This is a genomic window from Leptolyngbya sp. GGD (genome assembly GCF_026735145.1).
Taxonomy (GTDB): Bacteria; Cyanobacteriota; Cyanobacteriia; order Leptolyngbyales; family Leptolyngbyaceae; genus Leptolyngbya; species Leptolyngbya boryana.
Map to the genome: position 1 here is coordinate 101,784 of NZ_JAPQKE010000008.1, position 23,206 is coordinate 124,989.

General features: G+C 45.9%; 23 protein-coding genes. 3 read left to right on the forward strand and 20 right to left on the reverse strand.

Annotated features, from left to right (window positions below; all coding sequences use genetic code 11):
* Nucleotides 1-12: 12 nt before the first annotated feature.
* Nucleotides 13-1,590 (reverse strand): phytoene desaturase family protein, encoded by a 1,578-nt coding sequence (locus OU814_RS26265; RefSeq protein WP_268242618.1) that lies wholly within the window; start codon nucleotides 1,588-1,590, stop codon nucleotides 13-15.
* 540 nt (nucleotides 1,591-2,130) lie between these two features.
* Here OU814_RS26265 and OU814_RS26270 point away from each other — a divergent pair.
* Complete coding sequence (locus tag OU814_RS26270; protein WP_268242619.1) at nucleotides 2,131-2,700, forward strand: fasciclin domain-containing protein; 570 nt, start codon at nucleotides 2,131-2,133, stop codon at nucleotides 2,698-2,700.
* A 68-nt stretch (nucleotides 2,701-2,768) separates the two neighbouring features.
* On the forward strand, nucleotides 2,769-3,272 hold the full coding sequence (locus OU814_RS26275; protein ID WP_268242620.1) for an orange carotenoid protein N-terminal domain-containing protein: 504 nt from the start codon (nucleotides 2,769-2,771) through the stop codon (nucleotides 3,270-3,272).
* Between the two features lie 101 nt (nucleotides 3,273-3,373).
* On the opposite strand, the gene OU814_RS26280 is transcribed toward OU814_RS26275, so the two are convergent.
* The 9 genes from OU814_RS26280 to OU814_RS26320 form a co-directional block, all read right to left on the reverse strand.
* On the reverse strand, nucleotides 3,374-4,954 hold the full coding sequence (locus OU814_RS26280; protein WP_017289046.1) for a B12-binding domain-containing radical SAM protein: 1,581 nt from the start codon (nucleotides 4,952-4,954) through the stop codon (nucleotides 3,374-3,376).
* 360 nt (nucleotides 4,955-5,314) lie between these two features.
* Nucleotides 5,315-5,641 carry a hypothetical protein gene (locus tag OU814_RS26285; protein WP_017289045.1) on the reverse strand — a complete coding sequence of 109 codons (327 nt, stop codon included), beginning with the start codon at nucleotides 5,639-5,641 and terminating at the stop codon, nucleotides 5,315-5,317.
* Nucleotides 5,628-5,894, reverse strand: coding sequence for a hypothetical protein (locus OU814_RS26290; RefSeq protein WP_268242621.1), 267 nt, complete (start codon nucleotides 5,892-5,894; stop codon nucleotides 5,628-5,630). The genes OU814_RS26285 and OU814_RS26290 overlap by 14 nt, the downstream gene beginning before the upstream one ends.
* A 13-nt stretch (nucleotides 5,895-5,907) precedes the next feature.
* Nucleotides 5,908-6,180: a hypothetical protein gene (locus OU814_RS26295; RefSeq protein WP_017289043.1), complete on the reverse strand. Its 273-nt coding sequence runs from the start codon at nucleotides 6,178-6,180 to the stop codon at nucleotides 5,908-5,910.
* 13 nt (nucleotides 6,181-6,193) lie between these two features.
* Nucleotides 6,194-6,814: a cupin gene (locus tag OU814_RS26300; RefSeq protein ID WP_268242622.1), complete on the reverse strand. Its 621-nt coding sequence runs from the start codon at nucleotides 6,812-6,814 to the stop codon at nucleotides 6,194-6,196.
* 53 nt (nucleotides 6,815-6,867) lie between these two features.
* Entirely contained in the window at nucleotides 6,868-7,347 is a 480-nt protein-coding gene (locus OU814_RS26305) for a hypothetical protein (RefSeq protein ID WP_017289041.1), read from the reverse strand.
* 2 nt (nucleotides 7,348-7,349) lie between these two features.
* A complete protein-coding gene (locus OU814_RS26310) occupies nucleotides 7,350-7,955 on the reverse strand; it encodes a cytochrome c oxidase subunit 3 (protein ID WP_017289040.1) in 606 nt (201 codons plus the stop codon).
* 329 nt (nucleotides 7,956-8,284) lie between these two features.
* Nucleotides 8,285-9,955: a cytochrome c oxidase subunit I gene (gene ctaD, locus OU814_RS26315; RefSeq protein ID WP_268242623.1), complete on the reverse strand. Its 1,671-nt coding sequence runs from the start codon at nucleotides 9,953-9,955 to the stop codon at nucleotides 8,285-8,287.
* A 4-nt stretch (nucleotides 9,956-9,959) separates the two neighbouring features.
* Nucleotides 9,960-10,961, reverse strand: coding sequence for a cytochrome c oxidase subunit II (locus OU814_RS26320; protein ID WP_017289037.1), 1,002 nt, complete (start codon nucleotides 10,959-10,961; stop codon nucleotides 9,960-9,962).
* A 655-nt stretch (nucleotides 10,962-11,616) separates the two neighbouring features.
* Between OU814_RS26320 and OU814_RS26325 the strand changes: the two genes are divergently transcribed.
* On the forward strand, nucleotides 11,617-13,221 hold the full coding sequence (locus OU814_RS26325; RefSeq protein WP_268242624.1) for a helix-turn-helix domain-containing protein: 1,605 nt from the start codon (nucleotides 11,617-11,619) through the stop codon (nucleotides 13,219-13,221).
* Between the two features lie 15 nt (nucleotides 13,222-13,236).
* Here the strand turns inward: OU814_RS26325 and OU814_RS26330 are convergent, their stop codons facing one another.
* The 10 genes from OU814_RS26330 to OU814_RS31395 all read right to left on the reverse strand — a co-directional run bounded on the left by OU814_RS26330 (nucleotide 13,237) and on the right by OU814_RS31395 (nucleotide 23,094).
* Nucleotides 13,237-13,857, reverse strand: a complete 621-nt coding sequence (locus OU814_RS26330) for a (2Fe-2S) ferredoxin domain-containing protein (protein WP_268242625.1) — start codon at nucleotides 13,855-13,857, stop codon at nucleotides 13,237-13,239.
* A 594-nt stretch (nucleotides 13,858-14,451) separates the two neighbouring features.
* Nucleotides 14,452-14,652, reverse strand: a complete 201-nt coding sequence (gene nifT / locus OU814_RS26335) for a putative nitrogen fixation protein NifT (RefSeq protein WP_017289034.1) — start codon at nucleotides 14,650-14,652, stop codon at nucleotides 14,452-14,454.
* Complete coding sequence (locus OU814_RS26340; RefSeq protein ID WP_017289033.1) at nucleotides 14,649-14,915, reverse strand: nitrogen fixation protein NifZ; 267 nt, start codon at nucleotides 14,913-14,915, stop codon at nucleotides 14,649-14,651. Before OU814_RS26340 ends, nifT begins: the two co-directional genes overlap by 4 nt.
* A 10-nt stretch (nucleotides 14,916-14,925) precedes the next feature.
* Nucleotides 14,926-16,035, reverse strand: a complete 1,110-nt coding sequence (nifV, locus tag OU814_RS26345; protein ID WP_268242626.1) for a homocitrate synthase — start codon at nucleotides 16,033-16,035, stop codon at nucleotides 14,926-14,928.
* Nucleotides 16,036-16,133: 98 nt separating this feature from the next.
* Entirely contained in the window at nucleotides 16,134-17,672 is a 1,539-nt protein-coding gene (nifK, locus tag OU814_RS26350) for a nitrogenase molybdenum-iron protein subunit beta (RefSeq protein ID WP_268242627.1), read from the reverse strand.
* A 255-nt stretch (nucleotides 17,673-17,927) separates the two neighbouring features.
* The gene (gene nifD, locus OU814_RS26355; protein ID WP_268242628.1) at nucleotides 17,928-19,409 is read right to left on the reverse strand and encodes a nitrogenase molybdenum-iron protein alpha chain; all 1,482 of its coding nucleotides are present in this window, start codon (nucleotides 19,407-19,409) and stop codon (nucleotides 17,928-17,930) included.
* A 124-nt stretch (nucleotides 19,410-19,533) separates the two neighbouring features.
* A complete protein-coding gene (nifH, locus tag OU814_RS26360; RefSeq protein WP_017289029.1) occupies nucleotides 19,534-20,424 on the reverse strand; it encodes a nitrogenase iron protein in 891 nt (296 codons plus the stop codon).
* 182 nt (nucleotides 20,425-20,606) lie between these two features.
* Nucleotides 20,607-21,491 carry a Fe-S cluster assembly protein NifU gene (gene nifU / locus OU814_RS26365; protein WP_190653243.1) on the reverse strand — a complete coding sequence of 295 codons (885 nt, stop codon included), beginning with the start codon at nucleotides 21,489-21,491 and terminating at the stop codon, nucleotides 20,607-20,609.
* A gap of 21 nt (nucleotides 21,492-21,512) precedes the next feature.
* The gene (gene nifS, locus OU814_RS26370) at nucleotides 21,513-22,811 is read right to left on the reverse strand and encodes a cysteine desulfurase NifS (RefSeq protein ID WP_268242629.1); all 1,299 of its coding nucleotides are present in this window, start codon (nucleotides 22,809-22,811) and stop codon (nucleotides 21,513-21,515) included.
* Nucleotides 22,693-23,094 (reverse strand): DUF362 domain-containing protein, encoded by a 402-nt coding sequence (locus OU814_RS31395; protein WP_071596173.1) that lies wholly within the window; start codon nucleotides 23,092-23,094, stop codon nucleotides 22,693-22,695. The genes nifS and OU814_RS31395 overlap by 119 nt, the downstream gene beginning before the upstream one ends.
* Nucleotides 23,095-23,206: the final 112 nt, after the last annotated feature.

The following is a 23,206-nucleotide window of genomic DNA, read 5'->3' on the forward strand; positions in this document are numbered from 1 at the left end:
GGTGCTTGTCCTTTAGTAAAAACTAGCTGCGGGTTCTTGGACGAGTTGTGATCGCCGCTCTGCTTGATGCCAGACTGGTCTACTTGTTAGAAGTTCTGTTACATCCATGCCATTCCCAATCACACCGGGAACGCTTGGATAGCCAGCACTTGCCCCGACCAGGAATAAATTCGGCAACTCAGTTTTGTAGCCCAATCGATTTAATCCGACTTGACGAGGCACTAACTTTGCTCCATAGATATTGCCTTCGGGTTGTCCGAGGTAAAACTCACTCGTCGTCGGTGTTCCGTAGACTTTCATTCGGCAGTAGCGATCGACATCTGGAATCAAATCTCGGACACTTTGCATGAGATGTTGATAGACCTCACGTTTTTTCGCCTTGTAAGCCTGCATATCTGTCTTGTGCAGTTCAGCAAACGCTTCATAGGGACAAACTGTTGCGACTTCTAACACATGATGCCCAAGAGGAGCCATACCGGGTTCTGAAGATTTGAGCGTTGGACAGGATAAAAAGATCCACGGATGGCTTAGATCGCCTGCGAGTTGGTTCTGATATTCTTCATTCAGATTTCCGGTTGGATAGTACCAAATGTTCCAGTTGCCAATGCCATATTGAGCCGGATCAAAGCGTTCATCGAGTCCGAGATAAATGTTAAATGCGCTGGCAGAATAGTCATACTTTGTTAAGCGATCGCGTTCTTTCAAACTCAAGGCTTCAGCATCATGCATTAATCCGACAGTCAGTTTTGGATCAAGATCACTGATATAAGCCTTGCTGGCAGAATAAGTTTTACCATTCGCAATGATTCCAGTAACCTGATGATTTGTGACCTGAATATGCTCCACTGGAGTCGAGTAGAGAATCACGCCACCTCTTTGACGAATCGCATCTGTAATCGTATCGACAAAGAATTTGAAGTGATGTTTCGGATAGTAAGCTCCTTCTGAGTAGTCCCAGACGAGTGCTGTATGGGTGAGTAGTGCAATTTCATTGGGTGGGAGCGCGTAATCGCCGCTCTGACCTGCGAGAATGGCTTGCAGTTTTGGAGATAGCCCGACCTGATCGTAGAGCATTTGCAATGTCCAATTGCGGCGGGCGAAGAGGTGCCAGTATTTGGGAAGTTTCAGCCAGTCTGTCCACTGCTGATTAAACCATTTCACTTCTTGAGTCAGGTCATGCACTTGCTGGTAAATGAGTTTGATTTCATCACAGTAGCGACGAATTGCATTTGCTTCTTCTGGAAAGGTTTGCAGAAGACGATTTCTCAAATTTTCCCAGCCTAACGGAATCCTAAAATCAGCTTCATTTGTGATCACTCGATCGATACACTCGGGGTCAAGACTGTTGAACTCAACTTCTCGATCGATATAGTGGAGAAATTGATCGATTGTCTGTCCTTCTCCACATTGCGAAATATAGTGTACATCAGCACAGAAGCGGTAGTTTCCATAGTCAAAGGTATGGCAACAACCACCTGGAATATCATGCTGTTCTAGGATGAGGACTCGATGACCTTGACGAGTCAGACAAGCGGCTGTGGAGAGTCCACCTAGTCCTGCGCCCAGAATAATGTAATCAAAACGTTCCATATCAATCACCTTACGTTGCAGTGCAAAGGATCAGGAAACTTGCACAACAGGGAAACAATGTTCCCAACTGTTATGCAAGCAAGTGAGAGAAGGATGTATCTGAATGTTGCCGATTAAGAAGAACGAGCACGTCGGAATGTAAGACTAAACAAGAGAGGGTCTCATCACGTTTTCTCGTTGATAGAGGGCTGCTTTTCTATCTTTGACATCAGCGTAAACGAGGATTGTGAGGAACTTGTGAGGAATTTCACATTAAACGCAACATAAGTTCCTCAAATGATTTTTTTGCAGCCAAGAGGCAAATTTCTTCTGAATTTTTACTATACCTACCTCTATGCTATGAGTTGTCAGAAGATTTACCTTTTGACTGAGGCAGGCAAGACTTTTCTAGCTTATTACGAATCACATGCTGAAGCGACATCTATAGATATATAGATTATTTGTATTAAAAATATTAATCCTTTTGACAGAAGGTCTGTACATTTCTACGACTTACCTTAGAAGCACATCACAAAACTTCATGAATGGAAACAATTCGCAATGTATAACTACCAAAATAAATTTCTACGATCGCTCTCTGCATTAGCTGTGCTTGTAGGACTGAGTGCAGCAACCATTCTTCCTGCTCAAGCACAAATAAATCCGCAGACTGGAACAACTGAGAATCAACGTCTTGCGCCTCTACTTCAGCAGGCGGCTGGAGCGGGTTCATTTACGACACTTGCAAGAGCCGTTGAAGCAGCAGGACTGACGAACGAGCTACAATCTCGCGGAGGAAATTACACGATTTTAGCTCCGACTGATGCCGCATTTGCTGCGCTGCCTCAAGGAACGCTCGATCGCTTGCTGCAACCTGAGAATCGCAACTTGCTCCGACAGGTGCTTGCTTATCACATTATCCCGCAGGAAGTAACTGCAAATGATTTTAGTACGGGAACAACGAGAGTGCTAGGCGGCGGAATTGCGGTTCGTGTCACTCCAGAACGAATTATCGTGAATGATGGTAGCGTTGTCCAAGCGGATATTCAGGCAGAAAATGGTGTGGTTCATGCAATTAACCGCGTTTTAATGCCGAGAGAGCTACGTGATCAATTAGCTTCACTGCAATAGTTCAGCAGATCAAGTGTGCAGTAGATTCAACTGAAATTCAATTATCACCTTGCTTGGGAGATTTTCTGATGACTTCTATCAACACTAGTAGTCTGGATCAAGCTGCTTTAGCATTTCAAAAATTGCCCGTTGAGGAGCAACTTGCAACATTGGGAATGCTATTACAAGAGATTTCTGGATCGATTCCCGTTCATGTTTCAAGCATGGGCGGAGAGATTGTCCCATTGATTCAACAAATTCACGAGCAACGTCAAGACGAGCAGTTACAAACACTAAGTGATTTCTTAGCAAATGAGACTGCAAAAGGGGATGAAGTTGCACTTGATCCTCATCCTAGTAAAGCAATGCTAGAACTGGTTCCGGGTTCGACTCAACCTGCTCTTACGCGCTATAAGTCCCTAGATAGTAATGCTCGCTTGGCGTTCTGGTATCAACTGGGACAATACTTGGGCGATGGCATTCCAGCAATTCCGTCTGGTTTTTCATTGTCGTCAGAAGCAAATGACTTGTTGACTGCTCTACGATCGCTGAGTTTAGAGCAGCAGGCGGCTTTTCTGAGTCAAGTTGTATAACTGGGTTGAGCCAGGCTTTTGAGGTGTAAATGCTCGAAAGAGTGGGGAGCGGGGAGTGGGGAGTAGTTCTCTTAGCTCCCTGCTCCCTACTTTACAGATGGCTAGACCATTGCAACTGGCTTGCTCGGTTGTGGGGCTTTTAATGGATCATGTCCGATTTGCTGCATGATCCGATCTCTTGCTAAGCAACGGTACTCAGCAAAATGCTCTCCGGCAGCACAAAGTCCAAAATAGAGATTCAGCGATCGAGGTCTACGGACGATCATTTCCCAAAGCTGCCGCCAAAATTGAGCACGAAGCTCTGTTCGACGAATGCCTTGAATCCAAATGACCTGTGCTATCAATCGCAACCCCTTTTTCATCGGAAAATGTAAGTTTTGAGCTAAGCGCGGATTTGGAGAAATGGCTAAACAATGCTGAAAACAGCGTTTCAGATAGTTCGATGGTTCGTAGAGTGTCCAGAGTGTATTGATATAGTCCCTCGCAATCTCATCCAGGGAGCGAGTCGGAACAAAATTCATCAACGTGTTTTGATCTCCCACTTCGAGTAGGTCTCCTTGACTCTGCCGTAATCGATTTTCTCGCTTTAATCGTTCCCACAGATCGGTATTCGGAAGTGCCTGGAGAATTCCGAGCATCGGCTGGGGAATGTTTGTTTCTTCCACAAATGCACGAATGCGATCGCCTGCCCCTTCTCTCTCTCCATCAAAGCCTAAGATAAATCCGGCATAGATCAACAGCCCTGCTTTCGTGATCGTATGACAGGCTTCGACTAGAGGGCTACGCATGTTTTGATGTTTTCGAGTCGTCTGCAAGCTATCTTGATCCGGTGTTTCAATCCCAAGAAAAACCCCATAAAATCCTGCTTGCACCATTAGCTCGAGTAATTCTGGGTCGTCTGCTAGGTTCACTGAAGCTTCGGTCACAAAAGTAAATGGATAGTGGTGGGCTTCCATCCAGGGAATCAATTCGCGTAGGAACCGTTTCACATTACGTTGATTCCCAATAAAGTTATCATCGACAATAAACACCGAACCGCGCCATCCTAAAGAATATAAAACTTGAAGCTCTATGATCGCTTGATGGGGTTCTTTCGTTCGCGGCTTGCGCCCATAGAGCGTAATGATGTCGCAAAATTCACAATTGAAGGGGCATCCCCGCGAAAATTGAATCGACATCATTAGATAAGCATCGAGATCCAGCAAGTCAAATCGTGGAACTGGGCTTGTGGATACATCAGGTTTCTCTAACCCGCGAAAGATGCCTCGTTCTTCCCCGGCTGCAATTGCACTGACAAATTGTGGAACCGTAACTTCACCTTCATCTAAAACTAAATAATCTGCGCCTGATGCTAAAGCATCTTCCGGCAGAGAAGTGGGATAAGGGCCGCCGACTGCAACTTTTTTACCTTGCTGAACAGCTTTCCGAATCAACGCATGGAAATCTGCTTTCTGCGCTAGCATCGCTGATAAGATGACCAGATCACACCATGCCCAATCTTCATCTGTTTCGACTCTGACATTGCGATCGCAAAATCGCACTTCCCAATTTAATGGAAGTAGTGCTGCAACGGTTAGAATTCCGAGCGGCGGAATAAAAGCTTTTAGCCCTGCCATTTCAATGAAGCGATCGTACGACCAAAATGTTTTCGGAAATTTGGGATAGAGCAAAAGTACTTTCATAGCAAATTCTCAACGTAGCGTGGAAGAACAAGTAAAGTCAGCTCACGTCTAATGAAACAATGCGTTCAAAGGGCGGACATTACCCTTCATTGAGAGATTCTTGAGAAAGCGGAATGCTCTAATTTTGATAGCAGTTTCTAAATCAAGATTCAGAAGATATAAAATTTATTACATAGACACGCCAAACTGTTACCTTCATTTACATAGAAGAAACTAAGGCTGCTGATAGTTTGTATCTTACTTTTTTGTAGTCGCTCTATTCTCGCGTTTCGGCTGTGCTCAATGTCCGGCTGCACGATCTGGTGCAAGTGACGCATAACCGAAACGCCTCTTTTGTTGAGTTGTGTGTTGAGCTGTAATTTAGCGAGCGTTGCGTTCTGCAATCACAACATCAGCGATCGCTTCTGGGAGTTCTGCTAAATCCGTATGATCGTCATCTATACTGACTGGCGAGACGAAAGTATAGCTCGGATCACATTCGCGAGTGTCATAAACTTGCACCACCCACTTATCTGGAATGCCTTCGATTCCAATCTCGACGACATACCAGCTTACACCCAAAAACTTTGAAGACAGAACAGTGAACCATTCTTGCTCAAGTTCAGGGATTCCTAAATCTTGGGTGAGAAATGCGATCGCTAATTCTCCGGCTTCGGTTGCAGTCAGTTCTAAGTTATTGATCATCATTGGGTTTCTCTGGATAAAGTCCAAGCTGTTTTGCCAGTTCACGGGCGATGTAGATCAGAAATCTTGCCCCATCTGGATTATTTTCGTGAGCCATCATGCTCGACACTTGTACTAATGTCTGTACAAATCCGGCATCAATTAAATCGGGTTGAGCATCTAACACTTCAGGTTCTTGCCCATTCGGACAAATCATCAATTCTTGAATCAGTTCGATATACTGAGCTTGTCTCGCTTCAGTGATTGCTTCAGCCATAAGATGAGGTTCCTCAAATACTTTGTTGCCAGAGACGTTCTAAGCGGGCGACTTTTTGCTTGAATCTTGCAGATTGATAAGATTGATAGGCAGTCCAGAGTGGAAACAAGAAGAATCCACTCATGCTGATCAAAGAAAGAGCTTCTGAAATTTGAGAGAGAGCCGGCAATCGGTGAATAAACTGCAAGTGGTGATACCACACTAAAGCAAATACGAACAATGCGGGTGTAATCACGATGAAGGTAATCAGACAGACTGCCAAAACATCGTCTAGGTTAGTTTTCATGGTGAGATCAGGGTTAGAAAGGCTTTGCAGTATGGGTTTCGCGATCGAAGAAAAACCGCGATCGCGGCTGAGTATCGCCATAGATCTGAAAGCTAACTGTCGGCTCATCCCCAATGGCTTCAACACAATGAATCGCGTCTGGTGAAAAGCTGACAATTTCGTTCGGGCTAATAATTTTTTCGCCAATTGGCTCAATTTTGTTCGGGAAATCCGGATCACCCACTCGCCGCCAAAAGGTTTGCTTTTCCTGCCCCTTCAGAACAGCCGTAATTCCCCAAGTTCCATGATTATGAATTGGAGAAACCAAACCTGGAGCAAAAGTAACATTTTGAACCGTGAGAGGATAGCCAATTTCGTCGTATAAGGTCAAAACCGAACTGCCTGTTTTAAAGCAAGGTTCGAGAAATTGGGTACGAACATAGTAAGAATTGATGATCAGTTTACGAACTAAGCGACGGAGTTGGGGCAAATGATCCCACTCATCTGCCTCATGTTTGACTTGTGCGAGAAGATCAATGACTTCGGTCAGAAATCGATGAAGATAGTAATGTTCTTCAATTAAGTCCCATTCTCGTGTTGCAGGTCGAGTCTGGCACTGCCCATCATCGGTTACAATCCAGTCCAAGGTTTTCATAGTCTTGAGAGAGGTGAAGGTCAATTCTATGCGATTCCAGAGTTCCGAAAAGGCTAGTCATCTTCTTCAGGCGGTTGAGTTAATACATCAAATACAGTTGTTGCACTTCCGAATTCTTTCCCATCGATTTCTTTAATCCGAGAAGTAATCTCTTTTGCTTTTTCTAGCTCTCCCAACTTTGCCCAAACTAGTCCTGATGCACCATAGGCATTGAGGTAAAGCCGAATGCTCGGATCTTCTCGTCGATCGAGCAATATCGGCTTCAAGTCACTCCATAGCTCAGGCAATTTTTCGAGTTCTCGAACACGATCAATCACTTTCTGAGCAATTTGCAGCGCCATCCAAGCATTACTTTTGTAGAAAAAGTAGCGATAGGCAGTGACCAAGACATCTAAATTGACTTCAGCTTTTGCGAGAGCTTCGAGGATATACTGGTCAGACTGCGCTGTATTTTCCCAAGCATTGGCAGCACAGAGCAAAATTGCTTTGATATCTTCAGGGACATCGTACCAGGAAAGAGTTGGGGAGGACATGGTTAGAATTGAGTCAAGATGTAGAGTAAGGCAAACAAGATAATCCAAATGATGTCTACAAAGTGCCAGTAGATTTCTGCCATTTCAATGCCTGTATGTTTGGTAGCAGAGTAATGACCTGGACGACGCGATCGCCATAACACTCCCAGAATCAAAAGCAACCCGATGAATACATGCAATCCGTGGAATCCGGTCATCATATAAAAGCAATTTGAGAAGGTATTGGTCGTCAGACCATAACCGAGATTGAGGTATTCGTAGACTTGACCGCCTAAGAAAATTGCTCCCATTAACGCTGTGATGCTGTACCAGAGGCGCATTCCTTTCACATCATTCTGTTTGATAGCAACATCGCCTTTGTGAATTACGAAGCTACTCGAAACCAGAATGATCGTGTTGATGCTGGGAATGAGCAGTTCGACTTCGGTTTCTTTCGGAGGAAACTCTGGCGTGATTCCTCGTAAAAAGAGGTAAGTTGCGAACAGTGCGCCGAACATTAATGATTCAGAAATCAGAAAAGTGAGTAGCCCCAAAGTCCGAAAATCGGGATGTTCTTCGTGGCCGTGTGAGGCGGTTGAATGGGTGGAGTCGATAGTAACTTGAGTCATGATGATTGAAGAGATAGCAAGAAGTTTGGAAATGCTTGAGAATGGCTCTCTAAATTCTCTCAATTTCGGAATTTACAGAACCAAGAGGATGTTTGAAAAGTATCGTTTCTGGCACTCACCCGCCCCTCGACTGAAAGTCGGGGCTAACGGTACGAAGTCCTTTGAAAAGGACTGGAAACTTGATGTTGACAGTCTTTTAGTCCCTTGAGTGGACTTGCTTCTGTTAGCCCGGATTTTCAATCACGGGCGGGATAGCAACGAGAGCGAAGAAACTTTCTATACTTTTAAAACATCCTCTAAAGCTAACAAAAACGCAATAAGCAGATCGACTACTGCACAGGCGCAGGCTCGCTTGCAGATGGAGAAGCTTCTGGCTCACTCATCCCATAGTCGTAAGGGCCATGAGTGACGACTGGCAGCACTTCCCAATTCTCAATCATCGGTGGAGAACTCGTTGTCCATTCGAGAGTTAATGCATTCCAAGGATTATCACCTGCTAGCTGACCCTTACTCCAACTGCGAATCACATTGAAGTAGAAAGGAATGACCGAAATTGCCAGAATATATGCTCCAAGCGTGCAAAGCTGATTCACAGAAGTAAACTGCGGATCATACATAGCGACTCGGCGCGGCATTCCTTGTAAGCCTAAGTAGTGCATTGGCAAGAAGGTTAAGTGCGTCCCAATAAAGGTCAACGCAAAATGAATGCGTCCCAAACGCTCATCTAGCATTCTTCCCGTGATTTTGGGGAACCAGTGGTAAATTCCAGCATAGATGCCGAACACAGAACCCCCGTATAGAACATAGTGGAAGTGTCCAACCACATAGTAAGTATCATGAACATGCAAATCAAATGGAGCTGTTCCTAAAGTAACTCCACCTAAACCGCCCATTACAAACATTGAGAGCAACCCGATCGCGAAGAGCATCGCACTGGTATAGCGAATTTTTCCACCCCAGAGCGTTGCCACCCAACCAAAGATTTTCACCCCAGTCGGCACAGCCACAATCAAGGTTGAAATCGTAAAGAACATTCTCATCCAGCCTGGCGTTCCACTTGTAAACATATGGTGAACCCAGACAAACAATCCGACTAAACAGATTGCCACGCTGGAATACGCGATCGCTTTATATCCAAAAATTGGCTTGCGAGCGTGTACCGGAATGACTTCAGACATGATTCCGAAAATCGGCAGAATCATCAAGTAGACCGCAGGGTGAGAGTAGAACCAGAATAAGTGCTGATAAAGCACAACGTTGCCGCCTGCATCTGGCTTATAGAAAGACGTGCCGAAGTTGATGTCAAACAGCAGCAAGATTAAACCGATCGTTAAAACAGGAGTCGAGAGTAGCGCTAAAATCGAGGTTGCCATCAATGCCCAACAAAACAGCGGTACTTGCGTCCACTTCATGCTAGGAACTTTCAGCTTCCAAATCGTAATCACAAAGTTGAGCGAACCTAGGACTGAAGAGGTTCCGACTAATGCGATCGCAGCAATCCAAATCGATTGTGCAATCGGAGCGGTGATAATACTCAAGGGCGGATAGGCTGTCCAACCTGCCTGAGCACCCCCAAACACAAAGCTCAGCATCAGCAATAACCCTGCCGGAGGATTGAGCCAGAATGCGATCGCATTTAGCTTCGGAAAAGCCATATCGCGCGCACCCACCATCAGAGGAATGAGGAAATTTCCAAATCCTCCAATTGCCGCAGGAACAATCCATAAGAAGATCATGATTGTTCCATGATTGGTCATGAAAGCATTGTATAAGCTGGTATCTACTAAATCAGGATCAGGAGTCGCGAGTTCTGTCCGAACTGCAACTGCCATAAATCCGCCGACTAAGTAGAAGAAGAATGCAGTGACCAGGTATTGAATCCCAATCACTTTATGATCGGTGTTGAATGTGAAATAGTCATACCACTTCCAAGCAGGATGGGAGGCAGCCGGATTTGCCTCGGAAGAGATGACTAGATTTTGATCTTGAGTTTGAGCCATGATGCTAAGGATGCAAGTGCGCTAAATGTTCTGCGGTGATGCCGAGGTCTTTGGCATAGGGTGCAAGAAATTCTGAGTCAGAGAGGGTTGCAACTGCTCGATTTGTCTCTGAGACTTGAGCAATCTTGGTTTCCTCGACCCATTTCTCATAGTCTTCGCGAGTTTGCACAACGACTGTCGATCGCATTCCACCGTGATAAGCTCCACAGAGTTCGGTACATACGATCGGAAATTCGCCCAGTTTTGTCGCGACGAATTGGAGCTGGGTTTGCTCACCTGGAATGACATCTTGTTTGATGCGGAATTGAGGAACCCAGAATGAGTGAATCACATCCTGAGCTTTCATATTGAGAACAACTTTTTGCCCGATGGGTACATGCAATTCACCGGGCATGACCCCTTCAGTAGGATAGTCAAACAGCCAAGCATACTGCATTGCAGTTACATTCACATTCAGTCCACCTTCGTGATTCTCTGTGAGACCATAGGCGGGAATGCGAGTTGTAGAACTGGTCGTAGAACTGTCTGTAGAACTGCTCGTTTCATCACTTGCATCGGCAATCATTGGTGCTGCGATCGCAGTTCCCATCGTATCGTGATGAGCATGAGTCGCAGCAGAGTGGACATGCGCCATTGCTGAACCCGCAGAAATGCCGCCCATGTGTTCATAGACATCAACGCTATAGACTCCCAAGCCAATTACAATGATGCTGGGAATCGCAGTCCAGAGAATCTCTAGAGCAAAGTTGCCTTCGATCGGAACGCCATCTGTTTCGTCGCCATCAGGTTTGTGGTATTTGAGGGTGAAAAACAGAATTGTGCCTTGAACCACAATGAAGAGTGCAGTTCCAATGCCGACCATAACGCTAAAGAAGTCGTCTACCCAAGGAGCTTGCTCTGAAGCTTGCACAGGCAGGAGGTGATGGTTTTGGCTAACCCAGAAGCTGATCAAGGTGATCACAACGCCTGCAATTAGGGTTAGCAGTGAAGTAGGAATTTGGTTCATAGGTTGCTTCAAGCGAGTTTAGAAACAGCAATGTTGCAAAATTCGGAAACACAATTGCTGAAGCTAAAGGGATAGATTGACTAGTATTAAAACGAGCTTTTACTATCTGAAACTACTGCTTAATCGTAATCTGATTTGCGACAAATTCAAGTTAAGAAGATCTTAAAATCCTCTGTATTTAGACAGATAAACGATCGCTATAACCCCTGCTTTGATTAGATTAATTGCAGATATGTATTGATAATTACAAATCAGATTTGGGCGAATGTTTGCAACAAACATATTTTGAAATCGCTCAGATGAGCTTCAAGAAAAAATCAATTTTGACTTTGAATTACAGTCATTAAATTAGCCGGTTATCTACAGCATAATTTTTAGAAAAAATGTAAAAAATGCTATGTTTTAGAAAACAGAGATTGTTTACTATGAACAATCTTTTCTAAATGTTAAAATAATGTTGATTTGCTCAAGCTGAACAGTAGAACGCTGCTAGCTCAATTAGAAAAGAATACGAATTGACTTGTATAAATACTCCCCTGCTTTTCGTTACGTGTGCTCCAGTTAAAACTTCAATTTATTTTGCGGTCTCAACAACAAGGAGACTTAGACGGATCAAGCTTACTCTCTACCTGTGTTGCCCCAACAACGGAGCATTATGGCGTACAAAATTTCTGGTGACTGTATGGGATGTGATGTCTGTCGTCCTCAATGCCCGACCGGAGCTATTTGCATTGAGGACACTGGCGCTCTGTGGATTAATCCAGTGCTCTGTAATGACTGCGAAGGATATTTTGACGAGCCTCAATGTTTGTCGGTGTGCACTCAGAATTCGGTGCTTCCTTACCAAGCAATGAAAGGTCGATCGAGAATTGTAGAGACAAGACCGATTACTAGCCCTGAATTGTTTACAAATGGTAAGAATAGCCCGTTTGCTTCTGCGATCGTCATTTGGGAAGCGTGTAATCTACTCGCTCAGCGCAAATCTTTACCCTGGAAAGTTCAAAACGGAACAGTCGAATATCAGCGATCGATTCATCACGGTCAAGGCTTGATCACGCTCAAATTAGCAAATGATCTGGGGGATTCTCCCATCCCTGCGACTAAGCAGGATGCTTTAGAAATTTTAGATGAGATGGATATTCGAGCCGCTTGTTTGCATCTGCTGTATGCCGCTTATGCAACCACTTTAGAGAAGCCTTGGGAAGAAGAATTTGTGATCAGTGATCAACAGATTGAAGCTTATCTAGGGTTAGACAAGCGAAAGGATTTGAGTAAGCCTGTCAAACTGAATTTGATCAAAGATTTAGTCGAAACGCCTTGTTGGTTAACTGCCTCGATCGATTTTCCAAAGCAAGGTAAAGTTCCAGCATTTTCGCTGTCTGATAGTCGCTTATGGCATTTACTCGAAATTCAGCATCACTTTCAAGAAGATGATTTGAAGTGTAAGCATTTAGTTGGCTTGACGTTTAGGATCAAAGCGGGTGCGTGGGCGAAGTACTTTCTGAACAAGCAAGAGTGTAAAGAGCAATCCGCATTTTATCAATACGGTAATCTCCCGAAATCTTTGATTTTTCTGATTATGAGCATTTGGCAGCAGCATGAAGGTGCAGCTCGGATGCTGTTGTGGTTGCTATTTAAGGTGCGAATTGGAAGAGAGCAAAGGGTTACAGTGCCGACCTTGATGCGGATTGCGTATGGCGAAGAAAAAGTTATGCTTGCCAATGCTCAACGGGAGGAACGAAAGCGGATTGTCAGAGCGTTTGAGAATGATTTGTCTGTGTTGGATAACTATGGGTTAAAGCCTGAGTTTGATCCAGTGACTTATCCGCCTGAGATTCGACCGTTATGGTCGAAGTTAGCAGGTTTGCCAGATGATGCGGAAGAAGCGCTTGAGTTCTGGATGAATGATGGCAGCGGAGATTCACGATTAACGGATGCGGCTCCTCGCGGGAAGTGGAATCTATTGATGAATGCTCGAATTTTGTCGTTTGCTTTGCCCGTGGACTGGGAACAGTCTTCAGGGTTGCAGAAGAAGAAAAAGCGGCAGAGTGGGAAACAGCAGAAGTCTAAAAATCGAAGTTCGCAGTCAATGCTATCAAGTGACGAGATTGTGAATGCGAGAAAGAGTATTGGGTTGAGTCAGAGACAGCTTGCTGAGCGGGCTGGAAAGAGCCAGAGTTGGATTCGGGATATTGAGAATGGGCGATTTCAGATTAAAGCTCAGGATCAAGCAGTGTTGAAGAAAGTCTTGGGATTGTGATGTCTGATGGACTGATTATCTGGATGATAGGGTTTTGAGGAGATCTGCGATCGCGTTTGGTTCCATCCCACTGAGTCGCTTTTTCCCAGGCATGAGCATAATGTTGGGAGCCATTGAGCATTTGCCTAAGCAGTCAGATCGTTCAATGGTGGCGACGGTGTGCAGTTCGCGATCGCGGATTGCTGTTTCGAGTTCGCGATGCTGTTTTCGTCCCCCTTTGCGTTGGCATTTAGAGTTTTGACAAACTAAGACCCGGTAGCAAGGTTTATCAGAGCAGGGTTTGTCAGGGCAGGATTTCTCGGACTTGAATTCAATGAGCTTTTCGCCCTTAAATTCAATGAGCTTTTCGCTAGTTGGATGCGATCGCAAAATTTGCTGAGCGGTCAGTTTGACGCTGCCAGATTTGGGGTCAATGCTTTGTTTACCCGTGACTTGAATTGGATCTAGAGGGCGGAGAGGGGAGGAGTGCTCGATCGAGCGAAACAATGCAGCTCGAACCTGTTTTGAGAGTTTGATTTGAATCTCTTCGTTTGCGGAAGACATCCGGAGATATTTGAGTTTTCCACTTTCGACAACGAAAGCTAAAAATTGTCCATCTAAGCAAAATTCGCGGGATTGAGCATCTTCAATGAGCATAATAGGACTCTCGGTGAAGGATACAAGGTAGACAGGTCTTGAACATTAAAGCACGTGCATTTTGAGAGTTAGTTTCAGGACAAGACGAACCTGGAGAAAGAGTTTGAATAGCTTCGTGTTCTTGGTTCAGCGCTAGCAACCCCGGAACACCGATAGTAGTGGAGAATAATAGCTGAGAATCATTGTCAAATTAAAAGCAGTATTTCTCAATAAGGGATTTAAACTAATTAGAGCAAGATAAGTTACAACAACGCAAAGCCCTATCTAAAAGGATGTTTGAAACGTATCGTTCACCGCTTTTATCTGTCCCGGAATGAATTCGGGGCTAGTTGAACGAAGTCCCGTTCACGGGACTAATCACGGGACTAACAGCCAATCAAAATCAGGTCTTCAGTCCCTTTAGTGGACTTCGCACTGTTAGCCCGAAATTTCATTTCAGGGCGAGATAGAACGGAGCGAGGACACTGTTGATATGTTTCAAGTTGATATGTTTCAAACCCCATCTAAGAGAGGCATATCCGCAAGCAGCACAATCAACAGCCTATGATCAAGGGAGACGAAGAGTAACAACTCTCTGTCTCCCCACTCCCTACCCTAAATCCGCCGAGCCTCAACCGTCTGCGGCAACTTCATCGGCTCCTCCATCACGGGCATTGCTAGCTCCCAACCATTCGCCAACGTGTAAATCTTACCGTCCGCAGTTTCCGCTTCACTGACAACTTCTTCTTCTAAATCCTTCTTCGGCACATAAACAACCAAATGCCCGATCGCATTCTTCCGTAACATTACTTTCATAGCACTTCCTCTGCGGATTCTAGTTCTTTACTCCGGCAACCGACTACAAAACCGGACTGCATAAAATGAACAGCGTAAATGTAATAGGTCTGTAGAAACGTTCCAATACTCACGACGTAGCCAGTGTCCCCTTTTTTAGCAAGAGTTACACCGATATCTTGTCCTGGAAAAGTGCCATCATTGCGAATCAAGCGGCGGGTTTTTACTTTATGACCAATTTCATAAAGCGGTTGATCATCAATTTCTACTTCATCGGGTCGCATCGTATCACTCCTATCGAGGGACTAAACTTAAGAGTTCTTCAGTCGTCAAACTTCGCTTCAACTGCATCGACAAATCCCGAACCGAATTCAAAACGGATTGTGTTTCTTCAAGTTCTAGAATGATGCCGTGCTGTGCTAGCAGATTTGCAACGAGATGTTTACCTGAATGTTTACCAGCAACGAGACGACGCTGCCAACCGACTTCTTCAGGCGAGAAAGGCTCATAGGTTTTTGGATTTTTTAGAACGCCATCCCCATGAATTCCAGCTTCGTGAGCAAATGCATTTGATCCGACGATCGCTTTCCAGGGTGGAACTGTACTACCGGATGCTTTGGAAACAACTCGTGACAGGGAAAGCAGTTGTGATGTATCGATTCCAACAGGCGTATGATAGACCTGCTTCAAACCCATGACCACTTCCTCAAGCGCAGCGTTTCCGGCTCTTTCACCTAAACCATTGACGGTTGTATTGACCGAAGTTGCACCTGCTTTGATGCCTGCTAGAGCATTGGCAGTCGCAAGTCCTAGATCATTGTGAGTATGCATTTCGATCGCGATGTCAGACCGATCAACTAAAGCTTTCACTTTGTTAAATGTACTAAATGGATCGAGAATCCCAACCGTATCGCAGAAGCGAAATCGAGAAGCACCCCAATCCTGGGCGTAGAGTGCAACATCGAGCAGGAAGGTTTCATCGGCTCTAGAAGCATCCTCGCCACCGACTGAAACATACAATCCATGATCCACTGCAAAGCAAATGGTATCCCGCAAGCGTTCTAACATCGATCGCCAACGTCCTTGAAACTTGGCAGCAATTTGAATTTCTGAAACGGGAACTGAGATATGAACTCGGCTCAAGCCGCAAGAGAGTGAGGCCGCAATGTCAGAAATGGTGGCGCGATTCCACCCAAGAAGCTTTGCATTTAAGCCAAGTTGGTTAATTGCAGAGATTGCTTCTGTCTCTTGCCTTCCCATTGCGGGGATGCCAATTTCCAGCTCTTGTACACCGATGTCGTCGAGGAATTTTGCGATCGCAATTTTTTCATCGATTGTAAATGCAACGCCTGCTGCTTGCTCTCCGTCTCTCAAGGTCGTGTCATTGATTTGGATCTGGTTCATCGCCTTTGTCCCCCAGGAATGCACAAAAGAAATGCACAAAAGAAATGCACAAAGCAAGAAAGGTGGTGGAAAGACAATCCCACCACCTGAGATCGGCTTTATCGGATCAAGTCATACGAGATGTCGGTCTTCGATGGAATGATTGTGTTGCGATCGAGTTCATCTAACAACGTATTGACGATCCAGTTCAGCAGGTTGATCGTTCCCTTGTACCCGAAGGTTTCGTAGCGGTGTAAGTGGTGACGATCAAAGATGGGATATCCAATCCGAACCATCGGTGTTTTGGTATCGCGCCAGAGATACTTTCCATAGGAGTTTCCAATGAAGAGATCAACAGGCTCAGTGAAGAGTAGTGATCTCATGTGCCACAGGTCTTTTCCACCCCAGATCTTGCCATTGGCACCAAAAGGACTGGAATCAAGTAAGGCTTGCAGTTCTGCTTCAAACTCAGCATTGCTATTGGTGACAACAATGTGAGTCGGTTCTGCACCCAGTTCAAGCAAGAAGCTGACTAAGCCAATGACGAGATCCGGATCGCCGTACATTGCGATCTTCTTGCCGTGAAGCCAAGCTTGTGAATCGGTGATTGCATCAACTGCGCGTCCCCGTTCGTCTTCTAACTCCTTGGGAATGGGCTTGCCTGTGAGTTCAGAGAGTTTCACCAAGAAAGCATCTGTGCCACGAATCCCAATCGGGCGAACAACAGAAATAGGCTGTTTCCAATCCTTGGCGATGTACTCACGGGTTTTGGTGGTGGAGTAGGCTTGTAATGCGATCGTGGCTTCTGCATTGATCGAATCTGCTGCGACATCGAGCGGAGTTCCACCGGGGTACATATTGTACTCGCCGTTGTTGGGTGAATCTAGATAGTCCGAGTTGTCTGCTAAGAGCGTATAGTCAACACCCATGACCTCAGCCAAGCGCTTCACTTCACGCAGGTTGCCAACATAGGTTTCAAACCCTGGAATAAAGTTAATCTTGCCGTTCGTCGTTTCTGCCTTCTTGCCTTCGGTGAGGGTCGTCAAAATGCCCTTCATCATGTTGTCGTAGCCCGTGATGTGGGAGCCGACAAAGCTTGGAGTGTGAGCATAAGGAACTGGGAATTCTTCAGGAACAGAGCCTCTTTCTTTCGAGGTTTTGATGAAGGCTTGTAGGTCATCCCCGATGACTTCTGCCATGCACGTTGTACACATGGCGATCATTTTAGGCTTGTAGAGGCTGTAGGAGTTTGCTAAGCCTTCAACCATATTGTTCAGTCCGCCAAAGACAGCTGCATCTTCTGTCATTGAAGAGGAAACAGCAGAGAAGGGTTCTTTGAAGTGGCGGGTGAAGTGGCTACGGAAGTAAGCTACACACCCTTGGGAGCCGTGTACGAAAGGAAGAGTCTGCTCAAATCCGACTGCTGCGAGAATTGCGCCTAGAGGTTGGCAAGCTTTTGCAGGGTTAACAGTCAGGGCTTCCCGCTCGAAATTTTTCTCGCGGTATTCCCAGGTTTTTGTCCAGTCTGCAATGCGTTGAACTTCTTCGACGGAGTGACCACCTTCGTATTGTTTCTTGTCTGCAAACAACTCCTGATATTCGGGTTGTTGGAATAGTGTTGCGTGGTCTTGGATCTTATCAATGTTGTTCTGAGCCATGAGAGAGTTCTCCAGAGAGAGGATGGAGGGTGAATTTTGAAGAGGGAAAGGTTTGCTGCGATTGGGGATGATTTGCCCCCTAAATCCCCCAAAATGTGGAACTTTGAAGAGTTAAAACTGGATTGATTGAAGAAATAAGCTTGTAGAAAGCTTTCTCACGAAGCGTGCTCACGAAATCGAATCAGTTACTGTTCTCAAAGTCCCCCATACATGGGGGATTTAGGGAGCAGAAGTTGCTCCAAACGCAGCAAAAGACTATTTGCTCCAGGGAGCGCCGATTAAGCTCCAGGTTGGGCTATTCAGCGCCATATCCATATCGCGAGCAAAGATCGCGAAACCATCGTAACCGTGATATGGGCCAGAGTAGTCCCAGGAGTGCATTTGACGGAAAGGAAGTGCCATCTTTTGGAAGACATACTTCTCTTTAATTCCAGAAGCAACCAAGTCAGGCTTCATTTCCTTGATGAATTCCTCAAACTCAAAGGCAGAAACGTCATCATAGATCAGTGTGCCATCTTCGATATAGTGCGTCGTGCGTTTGTAGTCATCGTTGTGACCAAACTCATATCCAGTTCCGATCAATCTCATTCCGAGATCATAGAAAGCAGGAACAACGTGACGAGGACGCAGACCGCCGACCATCAGAGCAACTGTTTTACCTTGTAAACGAGGAAGGAACTTCGCGATTACTTCGTCCGTTTGGGCTTGGTATTTCGCGATCACTTCTTCTGCTTTGGCTTGAATATTTTCGTCAAACTTAGCAGCAATTTCGCGCAACGATTTTGCAATCTGAGTCGGCCCGAAGAAGTTGTACTCCAACCAAGGAATACCATACGTTTCTTCCATGTGCCGACTGATGTAGTTCATCGATCGATAACAGTGAACCAAATTTAATTTCACAGTCGGCGTATTGATCAACTCGTTGATAGTGCCATCGCCTGACCATTGTGCAACGACTCGCAAGCCAATTTCTTCCAGCAGAATCCGGCTCGACCAAGCATCTCCACCAATGTTGTAGTCCCCAATGATTGCTACATCATATTGAGTGGGATCAACATCGATCGTGCCATCTTTTTTCGCTTTATCGGTTCTGGGGAAAATCCAGTCCCGCACCGCATCGTTTGCAATGTGGTGACCCAAGGATTGAGAAACGCCTCGGAAGCCTTCGCATCGAACGGGAACAACTGCTTTATTAATTTCTTTTGCGGATTTCTTAGCAACCGCTTCAATATCATCTCCAATCAAACCAATTGGACATTCAGATTGAATGGAAATCCCGCGATTGAGAGGGAACAGTTCTTCGAGTTCTGTGATCAGTTTTGCTAGCTTTTTGTCACCACCGAATACGATGTCGCGTTCTTGGAAGTCGGAGGTAAATTGCATGGTTCCGAAAGTATCAATTCCGGTTGTACCAATGTAGTAGTTCCGACGACCAGACCAGGAATAGTAGCCGCAACCAACCGGGCCGTGGCTAATGTGAATCATGTCCTTGATTGGGCCCCAAACCACACCCTTCGAGCCTGCATATGCACACCCACGGGTGGTCATGGAACCAGGTAAGGATTTGATGTTGGATTTAACGCCGCAATCGGGTTTGCCTTCTTGGTAGACGTTGAGGTGTTTTTCCCGTTTTTTGCGTCCTTTTTCAGGGTATGCCTCTAGAACGTCTTTGATTAGTTCTTTGGGGTCAACAGCAGGAGCTTCGTTTTCTAGGGTTACAGATTCCGGAGGAGTCATAGGTGTGCCTCGCTGAGAGTGCTGAAGGTTGTGGAATGGGTGAGAGAGAGTAGGGAGTGGGGAGGTGGGGGAGTGAGGGAGTGGGGAGTAGGGGAAGTTTCCCCAATTCCCCTACTTCTAAGTCCTACGCGCCAGCTTTCGCTAGGTCTTGCTTGATCGCTTTTTCGTACTCTTCGTCGCCGCCTAACAGACCGAATTCGACCAAGAGGTCTTCTAATTCGTCCATCGAGATCGGAGTCGGAATCGTGAGATTCGTGTTGTCTTTGATCTTGCGAGCTAGGGTTGCGTATTCTTGTGCTTGAGCGCTGTCAGGAGCGTACTCGTTCACGGTCATCCGGCGCAGTTCTGCGTGTTGGACGATGTTGTCGCGAGGGACAAAGTGAATCATTTGAGTGTTCAGACGTTGTGCCAAGGTTTCGATCAATTCGATTTCTCGATCGACCTTACGGCTGTTACAGATCAAGCCGCCCAAACGGACACCACCGGAGTGAGCATACTTCAGAATGCCTCGTGCAATGTTGTTTGCAGCATACATTGCCATCATTTCACCGGAAGTCACAATGTAGATTTCTTGTGCTTTACCTTCGCGAATTGGCATTGCGAAACCGCCGCATACAACGTCACCTAGTACGTCATACGATACGAAGTCGAGATCTTCATAAGCACCGTTTTCTTCGAGGAAGTTGATGGCAGTGATGATGCCTCGACCTGCACAGCCGACACCAGGTTCTGGACCACCGGACTCAACGCACTTCACATCGCGATAGCCAGTCAATAGCACTTCTTCGAGTTCGAGGTCTTCAACTGCGCCGCGTTCTGCTGCTAAGTGCAGAATGGTGGTTTGTGCTTTACTGTGCAACATCAAGCGGGTGGAATCTGCTTTTGGGTCGCATCCTACAATCATGATGCGTTCGCCCATTTCTGCTAAAGCTGCGATCGTGTTCTGCGAAGTGGTGGATTTACCGATACCGCCTTTGCCGTAGAACGCTATCTGTCTAATATTTTCGTCAGACATGAGAATGGATCTCCTTTGAATTAGGGTGTGTGGTTTGTCAATTCAGGTTGTCGGTGGGGGGTAGAGACGTTCCAATCAAAACTGTTGAATCGAAACGTCTCACTCTCTCGTTTACGGAGGTGGCGATCGTTCGCCCCAAGGCAGAGATTTTTTTAAATTCATTAGGACATTAGGTAGGAACGTTACACCGCTTGGACAACAAGGGTGGGAAGGACTCGAAGCCGCAACTTAGCTTCGACGGCATCTTTGAGTGTGGCAGTACTGCTTGCACAAGATCCACAGGCTCCTTTGAGCGTTACTTTGACGAAATCGCCATCGACATCGTAAAGTTCAACATCGCCGCCATCTGCAATCAAGACGGGTCGAACTTCTTCGTCTAGCACTTTTTGAATCAGTGCAATTTTCTGAACATTGGTCAGAGGTTTACGGGTCTGTGCCTCGGAGATTTCAGCCGCAATTCTGGCAGCCGTGGTTTCTTTCTCATCGATCACCGCAGTGATGATATCTTCAATATCTGCAAGACAAGAACCACAGCCGCCGCCTGCTTTGACATAGCTTGTGACCTGTTCTACTGTCGTCAGTCCGTTCTCAATTACGACTCGACGAATCTTCGGTTCGCTAATGCCAAAGCAACTACAAATCAATGCGCCTTCATCTTCTTCGTGGTGTTCGACTTCGATGCCTCGATATTTGAAGATGGCAGCTTCTAATGCTTCTTGTCCCATAACAGAACAATGCATTTTAGCCTCTGGTAGTCCACCTAAGAATGCTGCAATATCTTGATTACTGACATTCAAAGCTTCATCTAAGGTAAGACCTTTGACCATTTCGGTTAGGGCAGAAGAAGAAGCGATCGCGCTAGTACATCCAAAGGTTTGAAACCGCGAATCGAGAATCTTATCGCTTTCGACTTCGATTTTGAGGTGAAGTCTCAATGCATCGCCACAAGCAATGCTGCCAACTTCGCCATAGACTACAGCAATTCCTTCTTGATTCGGGTCTTCGATCGTGCCTTGATTTTGTGGATTGTAGAACAGATCCAGAACTTTGTCGGTGTATTCCCACATAGCTTTATCTCACTGAAAGGGTTATTTACTGGTAGCAACTGCTTCTTCTCTACCTTGGAGCCATTCTGCTTGGTCGCTATTGAATGGGGAGAGGGCACGAAGTCGATCGACGATTTGGGGCATGAGTTCGAGAACGCGATCGACATCTGCATCTGTATTGAAGCGAGACAGACTAAAACGAATCGAACCATGCAGAATGGTGTAAGGTAAGCCCATTGCTCTGAGAACGTGCGAGGGTTCGAGTGAACCAGAAGTACAGGCAGACCCAGAAGATGCACAAATCCCGTATTGATCCAGTGAGAGGAGAATCGCTTCACCTTCGATATACTTGAAGCCAATGTTGGTTGTATTGGGCAATCGCTCTGTACCACCGCCATTGACTTCGATTTCTGGAATCGTTTTGAGCAAAGTTTTCTCTAAGCGATCGCGCAATTTTTTCTCTTGTTTGACATTCGGCAAATGTTCAAGGGCGAGTTCTGCTGCTTTACCCAAGGCAATTAAACCCGGAACGTTTTCAGTTCCGGCTCTGCGTCCGCGCTCTTGGTGTCCGCCGAGTAGGAAAGGACGGAATCGGAAACCTTTGCGGATGTACAATGCGCCGATGCCTTTTGGAGCATGGAGCTTGTGACCGGAGATTGTGAGCAGATCAATCGTGCTGTCCTGCATGTTGAGTGGAATTTTTCCAGCCACTTGAACCGCATCGACATGCATCGTCGCACCATATTCTTTGGCGATCGCTCCTGCTTGTTCGACGGGGAAGATCACTCCGGTTTCATTGTTCGCATACATCATGGACACGAGCGCAGTATTGCCCGTCATGGATGCTTCTAACTCCATCATGTCCACTTGACCTTTGCGGCTGACAGAGAGATAAGTAACCGTGTAACCTTGTTTTTCGAGTTGCTTGTAAACGTTAAGGACGGCGGGATGTTCAACTTGAGTCGTAATGATATGTTTGCGATCTGGTTGAGCCGCAAGTGCTGCACGAATTGCCGTATTGTTTCCTTCAGTGCCGCAGCTATTAAACACAACTTCAGATTCTTCTGAGTTAAAGAGTGCTGCAACTTGAGCGCGGGCAGTTTTGACAGCTTTTCCGACTTGCCCTCCAAAGCGGTGCATCGAAGAGGGATTGCCGTAGTACTGAGTTAGATAAGGCAGCATTGCCTCAACAACCTGTGGATCAACCTGGGTGGTTGCGTTGTTATCTAGATAAATGCAGGTTTGCATTGCGAGTCCCCGAATGATGAGAGAGCAAGGTGGAAAGTCTTTCTGAATAGCGATCGAACCAGTTTTGCCAGTAAGGGCTATGATTCGGGTCATGGAGATGACAGACTAAACGTTCATACGTTGCGAACCATTTTCTCCAGTACTCATCTGAGTGAAAGAGCGCTCTATGAGTGACTACGGAAGTCGTACCAGGAACACATCCGTAATTAGTCGGGCAGGTTGCTGCACATTGGGCGACGGAGTATGAGTCAGCGCAATTGTTACAGCGATTAGGATCGATCCAATGATGCGTTCCATCATATTGAATGGCTCCTGTCGAGCAAACTGGTAAACAATGATTGCATCCGATACATTGGCTGGTAATCGTGTAGCTCATGGCTTGACTCCCGATTTGCGATAGGCGGATCACCCGATGCTGAGCGAATGAATTCGGGACTCGATAGACAAAGTGTGTGTCTGTACACGGGCAGGAGAAAAGTAGGAGCTAG